Source organism: Roseomonas aerilata DSM 19363 (assembly GCF_000711725.1).
GTDB classification, from domain to species: domain Bacteria; phylum Pseudomonadota; class Alphaproteobacteria; order Acetobacterales; family Acetobacteraceae; genus Roseomonas; species Roseomonas aerilata.
On the sequence record NZ_JONP01000066.1, the window covers coordinates 1 to 14,863 of the forward strand.

A 14,863-nucleotide genomic window follows, 5' to 3' on the forward strand; every position below is an offset into this window, starting at 1 on the left:
CAGGTGGAAGTCGGGTAACCGACGCAGCCGAGCGGTCCTAATCGCCCGATCGAACTCATCCCCCACACCGCGTGAGGCCTAAAGCCTCGCCGCACGCAGCACCAACACGCAACCCTCACCAAACCATCCCCCCCTCCCCATAAAGGAGGAAAAACTATCAGACGTTCTGGCCCGGTGGCCTGGTGCCTATAGCGAGTGTGACACACCCGATCCCATCCCGAACTCGGCCGTGAAACCACCCCGCGCCTATGGTACTGTGTCCTAAGACACGGGAGAGTCGGTCGGCGCCAGACCACCAGACCAGAACGTCACATCATACCCCACCCACCTATAAGGTCGGTGGGGTTCGTGCTTTAAAAAAGACGCCCGCCGGATAAAGAAGAGGGCGAAGTAACGCGCGGGACCACGGTGCCAGACTGCGTTACCGGGGCACGTGTCAGCAGGTCAGCAAAAATCAGCGCGAACATAAAGGCAATCCAGAGTATCGACGCCGCACCCGCCAGGCGCAGCAGCGGATCGGGCCGCCGAAGGTTCATAAAGAAGACGGCGATGAGCACCGCCTTCGCCGCTCCAATACCGAGGCTGGCCGGCGTATTCCAGCGCCCGAGTGGCAGGTAGGCAAGCACGAGAGTGGCCACAACCAGCGTCACTAGCGCCGCCCAGACAGGCAGGCTCTGCTTCAGCACATCCGCAGTCGTACGGGGAAGATCCTCGCCCATCCCTTTCATGCGCGTCCTCCGAGATAGAGCAGCGGGTAGAGAAAGACCCAGACGATATCGACCAAGTGCCAGTAGAGCGCGACCGCCTCAAAGGCCGGGCTGCGTAACGCGCGCTGCCCCGTCCAGGCTTGCCAAGTGATCCACCCGATCACGGCGATCCCGCCGGTGACGTGCAGCCCATGAAGGCCAGTCATCACCCAGTAGAACGCGAAGAAGATTCGCGCGGCAGACTCCTGCAGCTTGAAGTTCGGGCCAGGGAAGAGATGTTGGCGGAAATCGTCGCGCCACTCGAATCCTTTGATAATTAGGAAGGCGAGCGCGAAGACGAGGGTGAGGGAGAGGCCGACCAACGCGAGCTTCCTCAGCTCCGCACGCGCCGCTTCAGCCCCGACTGCCATTGTCAAGCTGCTGGTCAGCAATACCAGGGTATTAACAGTGCCATAGACAACGTTCGTCTCGTGGCCCGCAGCCGCGAAAGCATCCCCGTGCAGCACGCGGTTCACGGCAAACGCCATCATCAACCCCCCGAACAACAGGGCCTCGCTGCCAAGGAACAGCCAGGTGCCGAAGGATGCCGCCTCCCGCTGCCGGCGGAGAGAGTCCCAGGGTTCCCGAAGCGCCTCCTGACCCCCGCTCAAGTCTCGCGCCCCTGGTTCTGGTGGGCCTCCGGCTCGTCGTGGCGGGGGCCTTCCTTGTCCGGATGGTAGAAGTAGGGGCCGGTATCGACGGCCGGCATGGTCCGGAAGTTGTCTCGCGGCGGAGGGGAGCTCGTGCGCCACTCAAGCCCGGTGGCCTTCCAGGGGTCCTCCTCAGCGCGGTCACCCCAGATCAGCGACCAGGCGAGATAGCCCATGGGCAGGAGATAGGCGCACGCCAGCAGCACCGCGCCCGAGGAGGACAGCACGTGCCAGATCTGGAACTCCGGCGGGTAAACTTGGTAGCGCCGTGGCATGCCAAGGAAACCCATGATGAACTGCGGGAAGAAGGTGAAGCAGAAGCCGAAGAACATCAGCACGGCGGCGAAGCGCGCCCAGACATCCGGGTACATCCGACCCGTGATCTTCGGCCACCAAAAGTGGAGCCCGCCGTAGAAGGCGCTGACCGCGCCGCCGACCATGATAAAGTGGAAGTGCGCCACGACGAAGTAGGTGTCGGTCACGTGCACGTCGATCGGCACGGAAGCGAGGAAGAGGCCCGTCAGCCCGCCTAGCGTGAAGAGCCCGATGAAGCCGAGGGCGTAGAGCATCGGCGCGTCGAAGGTGATCTGCCCACGGTAGAGCGTGAAGGTCCAGTTGAAGACCTTGATGGCTGAGGGCACCGCGATGATGAAGCTGAGGAAGGAAAAGACGATGTTCGCGTAGAGCGATTGCCCTGAGACGAACATGTGGTGCCCCCAGACGAGGAAGCCTACCACGGCGATCCAGAGGATCGCGTAGACCATGAAGGTGTAGCCGAAGACCTGCCGCCTCGAGAAACACGTCACCAACTCGCTGACTACCCCGAAGGAGGGGAGGATCATGATGTAGACGGCTGGATGGCTGTAAAACCAGAAGAGGTGCTGGAAGAGCAGCGGGTCGCCGCCATAGGCCGGGTCGAAGATCGGCAGGCCGAAGGCGCGCTCCGCCACGATCAGCAGCAGCACGAGAGTCAGCACCGGGGTGGCCAGCACGATCACGAGGCTCGTGCCGTAGAGTGCCCAGACGAGCAGGGGCAGCCGGAACCAGGTCATCCCCGGCGCGCGCAGCATGTGCACCGTCGCGATGAAGTTCACGCCCGTCGCGATCGAGGAGAAGCCCACGAGCACTACCGCCAGCGCCGCCGCCATGACGTAGCTTTGCGAATAGGCGGTGGAGAAGGGCGTGTAGAAGGTCCAGCCCGTGTCCACCCCGCCCGCTACCAGTGCGTAGACCAGAAGCGCTCCGGCGCCGATGAAGAGGTACCAGCTGAAGAGGTTCAGCCGCGGAAAGGCGAGATCGCGCGCCCCGATCATCAGTGGCAGGAGGAAGTTGCCGAAGGTGTTGGGAATGGAGGGCACGAGGAAGAACCACACCATCACCGTGCCGTGCAGGGTGAACATGCGGTTGTAGCCATCGGCCGAAAGAAGGTCGGCCTGGGGCGTGAACAGTTCCATCCGGATCGCGACCGCGCCCGCGCCGCCGATGAAGAAGAAGACGGTCAGGGCCGCCGCGTAGAGAAGGGCGATGCGCTTGTGGTCGGTCGTCAGGAACCAGGCGGCCAGGCCATGCTCTGCCGTCAGATAGCTCGGTGCCCCGCGCAGCCCCTGATGGGGTTGGGCATCGCCTGGGATGGGCCCCTCGGCCGCGATGTCGCTCAAGGTTGACCTCCCGGCAGGGAACGGATGTAAGCGACCAACCTCAGCAACTCCTCCTCGCCGACGATGCCGCTGAAGGAGGGCATCTGCGGCTCGTAGCCCGCGACGACGTCCCGCCGCGGCTGGAGGATGGAATCGCGGAGGTAGCTCTCGTCCACGTGCCGGACGCGGCCGTCCGCGAGCTGCACGTCGCGGCCCCAGATCCCGGCCAGCCCGGGGGCGCGCACCGGGCCCCGCCCGGCATGGCAGCCGGAGCAGCCCAGCGAAACGAAGAGTGCCGCGCCCTCGTGCCCGATATCGTCGCCCTGGGGCTGGGCGGAGAGCCAGCGGCCGTAATCCTCGGGCTCCATCACCGTTACCGTGCCGCCCATGCGGGCGTGCAGCGTGCCGCAGTACTCGGTGCAGTAGAGTGGGAACTCCCCCGTCTGCGTCGGCGTGAAACGCAGCTCTGTCAGGCGCCCCGGCAGCACGTCCTGCTTGATGCGGAAGGCTGGCACGAAGAAGGAATGGATCACGTCCTGCGAGGTCATCAGCAGCCGGGCGGGTGTGCCGCGTGGCAGGTGCAGCGCGTCGATCTCGCGCGCGCCGTTCGGGTGCTGGGTCTGCCACATCCATTGCTTGGCCGCGACATGGATTTCGAGCGCGTCGCCCACCGGGCGCGCGTCGCCCAGGGTGGTCGCGGCCGCCCAGGCGAAGATGAAGAGAGCGAGGAAGAGGGTCGCCGCCGTCCAGCCGATCTCGACCTCCTTCTTCACCAGCTCCGGCAGTTCCCCCCGCCGGGCCGGGGAGCCGCGGCGGTAGCGGATGGCGAAGGTGAGCAGCAGCACCAGAACCAGCGCCATGATCGCGCCGGTGATGAGAAGCAGGGTGAGGACGATCGCGTCCACCCGTGCTGCCACGTCCGAGGCCGCGACGGGCCAGAGCTGGATGTCCATCACCCCTGCCGCCTCCGCCGGTTGAGCAGGAGGATGAAGCCGCCGAGGGCGAGGAGGGTGGCCGCCGTGCCCACGCCCAGTGCCCGCTTGACGAGCGCGTTGTAGACCCCCAGCGCCGGGTCGAGCCCGTAGCAGAGCAACCGCAGCCCTTCCACCAGTCGGCCGACGCGACCGCCCGTCGCCTCCGCCATGGCCAGGCGCAGTTCCTCCGGCGAGAGCGCCAGCCCGCCCAGCACGGCGGCGACCGCGCCGTTGGGGCTGAGTATCAGGGCGCCCAGCGGATGGGCGTAGCTGTCGGCCTCCGCGTCGAAGATAGCGTGGTAGCCGAGGGCCGACTGCGCCGCCGAGAGCGCGCCCGGCTCGCCCGTGAGGAAGTGGGCATGCGCCCCGATCGGGGAGCGGCCGAGTTGGGCCGCCTTCAGCGCGGCCGCCTCGGCCGGACCGTCCCGTGGATCGAGGCCCAGCACCAGGAAGTCGTAGTCTACACCAGGCGTGAGCCCGGCGGCCTCAAGCGCGCCCGCGGCCAAGCCCAGCGCCGTGCCGCAAAGGGTCGTGCAGGTGAAGTCCGCCAGCAACAGCACCGACGGCCGGCTGCTCCGCAAGCCGGCGATCGTCACCCCCCGGCCCGTGTCGTCCACGAGCGGCAGGTCTCCCGGCAGAACTGCCCCTGGCGGCGGCGCCAGCTCGACACGCGCAAGCTCTGCCTGCGTCAGCGCGGCACGTGCCGAGCCGCACAGCATGGGCAGCAGGGCGAGCACGAGGAGAAAGTGTCTCACCGCCCTGTCTCCGCGCGGCGGGCCGCTTCCGCCCGGACGGGCAGGGGAACGCCCGGTTCCGGCTCCTCCAGCGGCGCGTAGGCGGCCCCGCCACGTGCTACGATGGCTTCCATGGCGCGCGGAACTGGGATGCGCGCCAGTCCATGCTCCCGGTCCACCCAGGCATAGCCCTCGCGCTGCCGGCGCTGCTCGGCCTGGAGGTCGACGAGGTCGCCGGCCGGATCGCTCTGGATGCGCGGCTCCGGGAAGCGCGCGGGGGCGGGGGGTGCCACCAGGGCGGCGTCGGGGCGATAGAAAAGGTAGAGCACGCCCAACGCGACCGCGAGGAAGACGCCCGTGCCGAGCCCAACCAGCGCGGCGGTCCAGGCGGCAATGGCCGTCGGCTCACGCCGGTCAAGGAACTTTGCCTCAGGCTCCACGCGCCGCCTCCACGCGCGGTGCGAGGCGTGCGCCGATCGGCCCGTAGGCCAGGGCTGCCCAGAGACCCCCGACGGCCAGCACCCCAAGCAACGCGGCGAGCAGCGCCTCCGCCCCAAAGGGCGGGGCCACGATCCAGGCCAGATGGGCCACGATCCCCAGCAGAATGCAGGGACCCAGGCGGGCCAGCGCCGCCGGTCGCCGCCGCAAATGGGCGACGAGAAGCGCGCCGATAGGCAGAAGGCCAGAAAGGGTAACGGAAGCGGCTTCCAGCAGCGTCCAGCCCAGGCCCCCGCGCAGGAGGAACCACGCGGCTTTCGGCGGCAGGTCGCCGTACCAGGCGACGAGGTACTGCGAGAAGCCGAGATAGAGCACGCCGAGCGCCGCCGCGAGGAGCATGGCGGCGAGATCCCCCGCGCGCCCCTTCTCCTCCCCCGCCGGTTCCGGCCGAAGTGTCGCGGTCCAGGCGAGGGCGAGGAGAAGCTGGGTCGTGAGCGCGGCCATGCCGAAGGCCGTGGATTGGAAGCGCGGATCGAGCGAGAGCAGCCAGTCGAGCGAGAGAAGGGTCGTCGCCGCAAAGTGGAAGACGAGCCCGCCGGCCGCCACGACGGAACGCAGCCCTCCCTCCGGCAGGATGGCCAGCAGCAGCGCGATCAACGACCACCCGCCGAGCGCCAGGACCGTCCGCAGCACGAAGCCATGCGGATTGAGATAGATCCGCGCCACGTCCGCATGCACCGCCGCCCCCGGATCGGACGCCCAGGGATAGAGGACCGGCAGGGCCAGGAGGAGCGGCAGCACGAGAAAGAGGAAGGCCGGCAGGCTCAGCGCCGCCGGCAGCAGCGCCGGCAGCAGGGTCCGCCCCCAGGCTCCGCCGGTGAGCGCGTGAATAGCGATCAGCGCCAGGGCGCCGAGTGCCAGCGAGATCCAGAAGGAGAGGCCGACCAGCCAGCCTGCAGCCGGCGCGCCGGCAGGCAGCACGAGTGCCCAGAGAAGCAGCGCCGCCCCGGCTCCCAGGCCGAGCAGCCCCGCCGCCCGCGCCCGCTCGCGCAGCCACTCCAAAGGGGCCGCCCCGCTCACGGCAGGTTCTCCGCCCCGCCCGGCAGCGCCGCCACCTCGGCGTGGCGCGAGAGCTGAAGGGCCCGGATATAGGCGACGATCGCCCAGCGATCCTCCGGCGAGACCCGCGCGGCATAGGAGTACATCACGCCGTATCCGTTGGTGATGACGTCGAAGAGGTAGCGCGCCGGCACCGACCGCAGGCGCCGCGTGTGGTAGGAGGGCGGGGCAGGGAAGCCGCGGCGGACGATCATGCCGTCCCCATCCCCCACCGCCCCGTGGCAAGGCAGGCAGTTGATCCCGTAGCGCTCCTCCCCTCGCGCCAGCAGGGCTGGCGTGACGGGCGGCGGGTCGGCGGCCGCCGCGTCGCGTGCGAGGTCCCCGCGGGCCACGACGCCCTCGGGCAGCGGCCGGGCCGTGCTGCCGCCCTGCCAGGCGTTAGTGGGCGCATAGGTGCCTAGGCGCCGTTGCTGGGCCATGTCCAGCCGGCATCCGGCGAGGAGTAGCGCGGCGAGAGCAAGCGGCACGGCCTTCAAGGCGCGACGGCCCGGACGGAGACGGGGCCGAGGCCGTCCAGCAACGCGGCCAGCCGCGCCTCGTCCGCCGCCGGGTCGGCGACGGAGAGAAAGAAGCGGTCCTGGCTGGCGCGCTCGAAGTCGGGCGCGCCGAAGACACGATCATGCAGTCGAGGCAGCCCGTTGGCCACGAAAAAGCCGATGAAGCCCGCGAGCGCGGCGGCCAGGATCCCGGCCTCGAAGCTCAGCACGAGGAAGACCTGCCAGGTGTGCAGCGCCCGCCCGCCCGTGTTGAAGGGATAGTCCACCACCGCGCTGTACCAGCAGAGCGCGTAAGTGAAGGCCGCGGCGCCAAGCCCGGCCAGCAGCATGGCCAGCCGCAGCCGGCTGCCGCGCAGGCCCAGCGCCTCCGGCAGGCCGTCCACGGCGAAAGGCGTGTGGGCGTCGAGCTCCCGCAGCCCTGCCTCCCGCGCGCGCCGGGCAGCCGCGAGGAGGGTGTTCGGGTCGCGGAACTCCGCCAGGATCAGCGGCGCCGTCACCCCGCGTCCTCCCGCTCGTGCAGGAGCTTGCCCATGTCGTGCATCGAGACCACCGGCAGCACCCGCGCAAAGACGAGAAAGAGCAGCGCGTAAAACCCGAGGGAGCCCGCGAGGATCGTCCAGTCCCAGAGGCTCGTGTGCCAGGGCCGCCACATGCTCGGCAGGTAGCCGTGCGAGAGCGTGTCCCAGATGATGAGGATCCGCTCCAGCCACATGCCCACGTTGATCAGCAGGCTGACTCCGATCAGCACGGGCAGGCTGCGCCGCGCCGCGGGCAACCAGAGCACCTGCGGCACCGCCACGTTGAAGGCGATCATGCTCCAGTAGAGCAGCGCGTCGCTGCCGGCGAGTTGGTGGTGGAGGAAGCTGCGCTCCGCCCGCTCCCCGCCATACCAGGACATCAGCCACTCGGTCGCGTAGGAGATGCCCATGATCACCGAGGCGGCGAGGATGATCTTCGCCATGGCCTCGAAGTGCCGCATCGTCAGCAGGGATTGCAGCCCGAAGCCCCAGCGCATCAGCGCCGCGAGCACCACCACCATCGCGAAGCCCGAGAAGAGGGCGCCGACGACGAAATAGGGCGGGAAGATCGTCTCCTGCCAGCCGGGCATCAGCCCCGCCGCGAAATCCAGCCCCACCACGCTGTGCACGGAAACGACGAGCGGCACAGCCATCGCGGCCATGGCCCGGTAGACCGCATCGTGCCGCGCCCAATGACGGGCGGAGCCTCGCCAGCCCAGGGCGAAAATGCCGTAGAGTACCCTTCCCGTGCGCGACTGGGCGCGATCCCGCAGCGTCGCGAGATCCGGGATCAGGCCGATGTAGAAGAACATCACGGAGAAAAGCAGGTAGGTGACAATCGCCGCGAAGTCCCAGACCAGCGCGGAGCGCCACTGCGGCCAGAGCTGCATCGTGTTCGGATAAGGCGCAAGCCAGTAGGAGAGATAGGGCCGCCCGAGATGGATGATCGGGAAGATCCCCGCGATGGAGACGGCGAAGAGCGTCATCGCCTCCGCGAAGCGGTTGATCGCAGCCCGCCAGGGCTGGCGCGTGAGCAGCAGCATCGAGGAGATGAGCGTCCCCGCATTCCCGATGCCCACCCACCAGACATAGTTCGCGATGGGGAAGCCCCAGACAATCGTCGTGTTGTTGCCGAAGATACCAATGCCCTCGATGAACAGCCAGGCAAGGCTGCCCGCGAGGACGAGGCTCATCAGCAGGGCGAGGGCGAGGCCCCCCCAGTACCAGCGCCCCATCCGGCGCCGCATCAGCGGGTCCGCGACCGTGCCCACGAGGTTGCCGTAGCTGGCACCCTCCGGCAGCAGGCCTTCCTTCGCTCCGCTCACGCGCCGCCCTCGTCGAGCGCGGGGTTGGGGTTGGAAACCTCGGCCAGATAGGTCGTGCGCGGCCGCGTGCCGAGCTGGCCAAGCAGGGCGTAGTGCTGCGGTTCCTGCCGGAGCCGCGAGACGCCCGAATCCGGCCGCTTCAGGTCACCGAAGACGATCGCGCGGGAGGGGCAGGCGGCTTGGCAGGCGGTGACCACCTCGCCCTCGCGGATCTCGCGCCCCTCCTTCTCGGCGGCGCGACGGGCGGCGCTGATGCGCTGGGTGCAGTAGGTGCACTTCTCCATCACGCCGCGCGCCCGGACCGTCACCTCCGGGTTGCGCTGCGCGGCCAGCACCGGCGCGCCCTGGTTCGCGTATTCCTGCCCGTCCGCGTAGCCGTACCAGTTGAAGCGACGCACCTTGTACGGGCAGTTGGCCTGGCAGAAGCGCGTGCCGATGCAGCGGTTGTAGACCTGCACGTTCAGCCCCTCCGCGTCGTGCACCGAGGCCTCGACGGGGCAGACGGGCTCGCAGGGCGCGTGCTCGCAATGCATGCACGGGACGGGCTGGAAGCCGGGGCTGGGCGCCTCGGGGGTGCCGAGGTCGTAGGTGTCGATCCTCAGCCAGTGCATGTCCCGCCCGCCCGCCACCTGCTCGGGGCCGACCACCGGCACGTTGTTCTCGGACTGGCAGGCAATGACGCAGGCGTTGCAGCCGATGCAGAGCGTCGTGTCGATCACCATGCCCCAGGCATGGGTGTCGCTCACCACGTCGGGGTTGAGGCTGGGCGGCCGCGCGGACGGGGGCGGCGGGTCGCCGCGCCGGCGGTCGAAGGCATCGAGCGTGAGGGTCTGGAAGAGCTCCGTCGCCTCGCCCTCCAACTTCTGGTCCGGTTGCTCCCGCAGCAGCCCCGCCTTCCGGCCGAGGCTCCCGGCCACGAGGCCGGGAACGGCCCAGGGGCTTTCCGACCGGCGGAGCGGATAGGCGTCGGCGCCCACGCCATCGCCGATGGCGCCCGCTGCCCGCCGCCCGTGGCCGAGCGTTACCACCACCACCCCGCGCGCGGTCCCGGGGCGGAGCAGCACGGGCAGTTCAAGGCTGCGGCCGCCCAGTTCAAGCCGGATCATGTCCCCATCCGCGATCCGGCGCTCGGCAGCGTCCCCCGGCGCCATGTGCGCCGCGTTGCCCCAGACGAGCCGCGTGAGGGGCTTTGGGCATTCCTGCAGCCAGGCATTGTTGCCGTAGCGCCCGTCCCAGACGGTCGGATCCGGGCGGAAGAGGAGAGTCAGCCCGCCGATCGACGGGCGCGCCGGCAGGGCCGGCAGCCGGGCAGGGGGTGGCGACACACGGGGCGCGGCGCTCTCCGCCACGACCCCATCATGCAGGGCGCGGCGCCACCAGGACTCGAAGTCGCCCCCCTGCTGAGCTGTCCAGGTTGCGCGCACCGCGCCATGAGCGGTGTCGTCCAGCCGCCCCATGAGCAGCCCCAGCAGCCAGGCGGCCGAGCGGGTTGAGTAGAGCGGCCGGATCATCGGCTGGCAGAGGGAAACGGTGCCGTCCCGCGCCCGCAGGTCGCTCCATTCCTCCAGCGGATGGCTCTCGGGCAGGTGCCAGCGGCAAAGCGCTCCTGTCTCGTCGCGCCAGGAGCCGAGATGAACGGTTAGCGCCCGCGAGTCGCGCAGCGCCGCCGCGAAGCCAAGATCCCCCGGCGCGTCATAGGCGGGGTTAGCCCCGAGCACGAGCAGCGTCTCCACCCGCCCGCCGCGCAGGTCCTCGGCCAAGGCCGCGAGCGGGAGCGGAGCGTCGGGGATGAAGGGCTCCACGAACTCGACCGGCGACCGCAGCCGCTCGTTGATCCAGTGCACGAGGGCGTGGACCTCGGGCGGCTGCCACTCGCCGGTCATGACCAGCGCCTCGCCGGGATGGGCCTGAAGGTCCACCAACGCTGCTTCGAGGAAGCGCGCTGCGGCGGGCGTCAGCGCGGGAGCGTCGAGCGAGGCGCCGAGCCGGTTGGCCATCGCGGCGGCAAAGTCCCGGAGCTCCGCGGGGGCGAGCGCGAGCCGGTGGTCGGCCTTCGCCCCCGTCACGCTCATCACGGGCTCGACGGCGTAGAGGCGCGAGAACCCGCGGCCATCCCGCCGGGCGCTGCGCCGCTCCGCGAATTCGCGCCCGTGGCGGATCGCGTCCGGCCCTGGGCCGAGCGGATCCGCGTCAAGCGCCAGTACCACCGCCGCGCGGTCGAGCCGCGGCAGCGGGGAGAGTGGCAGGCCAAAGGCCAGCACCGTGCCAGCCGCCGAATTGGCCTCGCCCACCGGCTCGTGCCCGTGCCAGCGCAGGGCGGGGAAGCGCCCGCGCAGCTCGCCGATCAGCCGCAGCAGCGTCGGGGAGGTCACGTTTCCGGTGAGGATCGCTAGCCCCTCGCCGCCGCGCGCCTCGGCCCGCCGCACCGCCGGCAGGAAGGCTGAGAGGAAGCGTTCCCAGGAGGCGATCCGTGTTCCCTCCCGCACCGTGCGCGAGCGACCGGGATCGTAGAGGGAGAGGATCTCCGCTTCCAGGAACACGTCGGTGGCGCCGAGGCTGGCGGGGTGCGTGGGGTTTCCCTCCAGCTTCACCGGCCGCCCTTCGAAGACCGTCGCCAGCACGCCGCGGGCGTAGCCGTCGAGTGGCAGGGCCGTCGCGAAGCGGAGCGGCACCCCCGGCACGACATTCTCCGGCTGCTCGACATAGGGGACGATCTCCTCGTCCGGCCTGTCGCAGGAGGCGAGGCTGGCGGCGGAGGCGATCAGCGCCAGCGCTGCCTGGCGGCGGGAGAGCGGCGGCGCGCTCACCGGTGGCACCTCGAGCAGTCCGTCAGGTGGGCGGAGCGGATGCCGTAGTGCTCAAGTAGCTTCGGGCCACGCTCCGCCTGATCCGAGGGCGGCTTCCAATCCATGTTGAAGATCTCCGACTCGGGCCGAAGATTGGGCGCGGGGTCGCGGTGGCAGCTGAGGCACCAGCCCATCGTCAGCGGTGCCACCTGCCGCACCTGGGGCATGCGGTTGATCGCGCCATGGCAGGAGGAACAGCCCACCCCGTTCGTCACATGTACGCTGTGATCGAAGTAGACATAGTCGGGCAGCACATGGACGCGCTGCCAGCGCAGCGGCACGCCCTCCGCCAGGGAGCGGCGCACCGGGGCGAGGATCTCCGCGTTCGTCCAGAGCTGCGAATGGCAGGTCATGCAGGTGTGCGTCGGCGGGATCCCGGCGAAGCGCGATTGCTCGACCGAGGTGTGGCAGTAGCGGCAATCGATGCCGAGCCCGCCAACATGGTGCTCGTGGCTGAACTGGACCGGCTGCTCCACGATGATGTCCTGCCGCGTGACGTGCGAGGTGGCGGGAAGCGCGATCAGCAGTCCGAGGCCAAGGCAGCCGAGGGCGGCCGCGCCGAGGATGGCCGCGCGGGCGACAGTGTTCGCGTAAGCCGGGAAGATCTGAGCCATTGGGGAGCGTCAGTGATCGATGCCGGATGGTTCCCGCACCCGTCGGCCAGGCGCCGGGGTGAGGGGTGCCGGAAGCGTGGCCGACCGGAAGCCGGCAAGCGGAGGCGGCGATGCCGGTCGAGCTCTGAATCTCACGCGCCGAATGTTCAGCGCTTCGGCCTTCGAGTCACCCGTATAGATCCATGATCGAAAAACTTCTGCGTGATGACTGGCCCCGCGGCAGCATTCCCGAGGAGGTGTCGGCGCCAGAACTAATGGAGAGCAAGTCTCCGAAAGTTAACCTAACCGGTCTATCCCGTCCAAGGTGTCACGTTTCAGGAAGGGAACGGCCCGGTCAATCGCTTCGATACCGTAACTCTTACGCAAGCGTGAAGATCGCTCGCGCCTTTGCTAGCTCGCAACGAGCGTTCGTTCATTGCAACATGCGAGCCTCGGAAGGGGCTGCTCCCACCGCATCGATAGAGAACCCAGGGCATGGCCGAATACAACGGTACGAACGGTAACGACTCGCGCACGGGGACGATTGCGGACGACAGCTTCTTCGGCTCCTTCGGCAGCGACACCCTCGTCGGCGGCGGCGGGTACAACGAACTCGACTACCGGCAGCAGACCTACGCGATCCAGCTCGCGGTTTCAGCCACGGCCTATTCGGGCGCGGTCACGAAGGTCGGCACCGGAACCGACAGCTTCAGCGACATCCAGCACGTCTATGGCAGCGGGTTGAACGACGTGCTGAACGGCACAACGGACCGGACGCCTGGGCTCGCCTACGCTTTCGTGCTTTCCGGCGCCGGCGGGAACGACACGATCAACGGCCAGAACAACCTTCTCAACCTCGTCAGCTATCTCGACGCAACCTCCGGCATGAGCATCGACCTTACCGCCGGGACCGCGAGCGGCGGCGGGATTGGCGCTGACACGCTGATCGACGTGCGGCGTGTCCAGGGTTCCAACTACAGCGACCTTATCGTGGGAAGCGCCGGGAATGACTACTTCGACGCGACCACGGGGATCGACCAGTACGACGGCCGCGGAGGGTTCAACACCATCTCCTATGCTGGCTTCACGAATGTGGTGGTGAGCACCACGGGCATTGTCGGTGGGCTTTTCGGCGGGGCCACCGTCACAACGATCAAGCCGGGCGGCGAGCAGGACCTGCTCACCAGCGTAAACCAGGTCGTCGGGACGGCCGGCAACGACGTGATGATCGGCACGAGCGCAGCATATAGCTATTACGACGTGATATTTCGTGGCGGTGCCGGCAATGACACGTTCAACGGCTACAACAGCCTTTTCAATCGTGCGGACTACAGTAGCGCGACCTCCGCCGTGGTGGTCGACCTCCAGGCAGAGACAGCATTCGACGGACAGGGCGGCACGGACTCGCTCGTCAACGTCCGGAGCGTCGCTGGTTCCAACTTCAACGACATCCTGCGCGGCAGCGCCTTCGACGACATCTTCCGCGTCGGCGGGCTCGGATCGCACACGGTGGATGGCCGCGGAGGCCAGAACACCATCGCCTTCACGGGAACCGAGGCGGTCACGATCGACCTCGGCACGACCCCGAACGGAACTGGCTATACCGGCAACATCGCGAAGCCGGGCGGCACGGACGTGCTGGATAACATGACAGGCGCCATCGGAGGCGCGGGTGACGACATCATCCGCGGGACCCCCACAGATGACCTTCTGTCCGGCGGGCCCGGCAACAACCAGATCGACGGGCGCGGCGGTCTCGACACCTATCGCGCCGGTGCCTACAGCGCGCAGGCGCCGAACACAGGGGTGACGATCAATCTCGGTAACGGGGTGAACGGCGTCGCGACCAACGCCTGGGGAGGCACTGACACACTCGTCTCGATCGAGAATGCCTCGGGCACCCAGTTTGCAGACACGATCACGGGGGCGAGCTACGGCTACTACTCCTTCATTCGCGGCGAGGGCGGTAACGACGAGCTGCGCGCCGCGGCGGCAGGAACGCTGGTCGTTGCGGATTACCTCGACAGCCCTGCGGCCGTCGCCGTCCGGATCGACCTCGGCTACACGGCTGATGATGGCTGGTTCAACGGGCAGGACATCCTCACCAACGTCGTGCATGCCCGCGGCTCGACCTTCGCAGATTTCCTGATGGGAAACGATCAGGCAAACGTCCTCATGGCAGAGGCGGGTAACGACCTCATCTATAGTCTCGGCGGAAATGACCTCATCTACGGCGGCGATGGCAGCGACACTGTGGACGCCGGCAGCGGAGACGATACCGTCGTTGGCGACATCGGGAGTGATTACCTCATAGGGAGTGAGGGCAACGACACCCTCTACGGCGGGGCAGGCACCGAGCTTATCTACGGAGGCACCGGCAACGATGTGATCACGGGCGACGCCGACAACGACATCCTCGTGGGCCAGGAAGGAAGCGACCTGATCTTCGGCGGCGACGACGACGACACGCTCTATGGTGAGAGCGGAAACGATCATCTGCGCGGCGACAACGGCAACGACTTGATGACCGGCGACGGCGGCATCGACACGCTGGTGGGCGGTGCAGGAAACGACCTCATCTTCGGTGGCGCCGACGACGACACGCTCTACGGGGAGAGCGGAAACGATCATCTACGCGGCGACGACGGCAACGACGTGATGACCGGCGATGCTGGCATCGACACGCTCGTTGGTGGTGCGGGCAACGACCTCATCTTCGGCGGCGATGACGACGACACGCTCTACGGAGAAGAGGGCAACGACCACATCCGCGGTGACAACGGCAA

General features: G+C 68.4%; 12 protein-coding genes, 1 rRNA gene and 1 pseudogene. 2 read left to right on the top strand and 12 right to left on the bottom strand.

All coding sequences use genetic code 11. From position 1 onward, the window contains the following. Nucleotides 1–178: 178 nt before the first annotated feature. Nucleotides 179–293 (top strand): 5S ribosomal RNA (rrf, locus tag BO39_RS27185). A 60-nt stretch (nt 294–353) separates the two neighbouring features. On the opposite strand, the gene BO39_RS27190 is transcribed toward rrf, so the two are convergent. From BO39_RS27190 to BO39_RS27245, 12 genes are read right to left on the bottom strand one after another with little or no spacing between them, the layout of a single operon-like run. Then, entirely contained in the window at nt 354–719 is a 366-nt protein-coding gene (locus tag BO39_RS27190) for a cytochrome C oxidase subunit IV family protein (RefSeq protein WP_052402895.1), read from the bottom strand. Nucleotides 720–724: 5 nt separating this feature from the next. Further along, nucleotides 725–1,357: a cytochrome c oxidase subunit 3 gene (locus tag BO39_RS27195; RefSeq protein WP_043839689.1), complete on the bottom strand. Its 633-nt coding sequence runs from the start codon at nt 1,355–1,357 to the stop codon at nt 725–727. After that, on the bottom strand, nt 1,354–3,054 hold the full coding sequence (locus BO39_RS27200) for a cytochrome c oxidase subunit I (RefSeq protein ID WP_043839691.1): 1,701 nt from the start codon (nt 3,052–3,054) through the stop codon (nt 1,354–1,356). Before BO39_RS27200 ends, BO39_RS27195 begins: the two co-directional genes overlap by 4 nt. Then, nucleotides 3,051–3,986, bottom strand: a complete 936-nt coding sequence (gene coxB, locus BO39_RS27205; protein WP_043839693.1) for a cytochrome c oxidase subunit II — start codon at nt 3,984–3,986, stop codon at nt 3,051–3,053. Before coxB ends, BO39_RS27200 begins: the two co-directional genes overlap by 4 nt. Next, complete coding sequence (locus BO39_RS27210; RefSeq protein ID WP_043839695.1) at nt 3,986–4,762, bottom strand: thioredoxin domain-containing protein; 777 nt, start codon at nt 4,760–4,762, stop codon at nt 3,986–3,988. Before BO39_RS27210 ends, coxB begins: the two co-directional genes overlap by 1 nt. Continuing rightward, on the bottom strand, nt 4,759–5,181 hold the full coding sequence (locus tag BO39_RS27215; RefSeq protein WP_052402898.1) for a hypothetical protein: 423 nt from the start codon (nt 5,179–5,181) through the stop codon (nt 4,759–4,761). The genes BO39_RS27210 and BO39_RS27215 overlap by 4 nt, the downstream gene beginning before the upstream one ends. Further along, nucleotides 5,171–6,259, bottom strand: coding sequence for a hypothetical protein (locus tag BO39_RS27220; RefSeq protein WP_211257584.1), 1,089 nt, complete (start codon nt 6,257–6,259; stop codon nt 5,171–5,173). The genes BO39_RS27215 and BO39_RS27220 overlap by 11 nt, the downstream gene beginning before the upstream one ends. Next, complete coding sequence (locus BO39_RS27225; protein ID WP_084698592.1) at nt 6,256–6,717, bottom strand: c-type cytochrome; 462 nt, start codon at nt 6,715–6,717, stop codon at nt 6,256–6,258. The genes BO39_RS27220 and BO39_RS27225 overlap by 4 nt, the downstream gene beginning before the upstream one ends. 53 nt (nt 6,718–6,770) lie before the next feature. Next, nucleotides 6,771–7,292 carry a DUF3341 domain-containing protein gene (locus tag BO39_RS27230; RefSeq protein ID WP_043839699.1) on the bottom strand — a complete coding sequence of 174 codons (522 nt, stop codon included), beginning with the start codon at nt 7,290–7,292 and terminating at the stop codon, nt 6,771–6,773. Continuing rightward, nucleotides 7,289–8,638 carry an NrfD/PsrC family molybdoenzyme membrane anchor subunit gene (gene nrfD / locus BO39_RS27235; RefSeq protein WP_052402902.1) on the bottom strand — a complete coding sequence of 450 codons (1,350 nt, stop codon included), beginning with the start codon at nt 8,636–8,638 and terminating at the stop codon, nt 7,289–7,291. The genes BO39_RS27230 and nrfD overlap by 4 nt, the downstream gene beginning before the upstream one ends. Next, nucleotides 8,635–11,445, bottom strand: coding sequence for a 4Fe-4S dicluster domain-containing protein (locus tag BO39_RS27240; protein WP_245615440.1), 2,811 nt, complete (start codon nt 11,443–11,445; stop codon nt 8,635–8,637). Before BO39_RS27240 ends, nrfD begins: the two co-directional genes overlap by 4 nt. Further along, nucleotides 11,442–12,098 (bottom strand): cytochrome c3 family protein, encoded by a 657-nt coding sequence (locus BO39_RS27245; RefSeq protein ID WP_043839703.1) that lies wholly within the window; start codon nt 12,096–12,098, stop codon nt 11,442–11,444. The genes BO39_RS27240 and BO39_RS27245 overlap by 4 nt, the downstream gene beginning before the upstream one ends. Nucleotides 12,099–12,572: 474 nt before the next feature. On the opposite strand from BO39_RS27245, the pseudogene BO39_RS27250 reads away from it, so the two are divergent. Beyond that, nucleotides 12,573–14,863, top strand: a pseudogene (locus BO39_RS27250) (hypothetical protein); the annotation flags it as partial.

What these genes read in the sequence shown, in the direction of transcription:
- BO39_RS27190 (WP_052402895.1), bottom strand. Translation starts at nt 719, where the DNA reads ATGGGCGAGGATCTTCCCCGTACGACTGCGGATGTGCTGAAGCAGAGC.
- coxB (WP_043839693.1), bottom strand. Translation starts at nt 3,986, where the DNA reads ATGGACATCCAGCTCTGGCCCGTCGCGGCCTCGGACGTGGCAGCACGG.
- BO39_RS27225 (WP_084698592.1), bottom strand. Translation starts at nt 6,717, where the DNA reads ATGGCCCAGCAACGGCGCCTAGGCACCTATGCGCCCACTAACGCCTGG.
- BO39_RS27245 (WP_043839703.1), bottom strand. Translation starts at nt 12,098, where the DNA reads ATGGCTCAGATCTTCCCGGCTTACGCGAACACTGTCGCCCGCGCGGCC.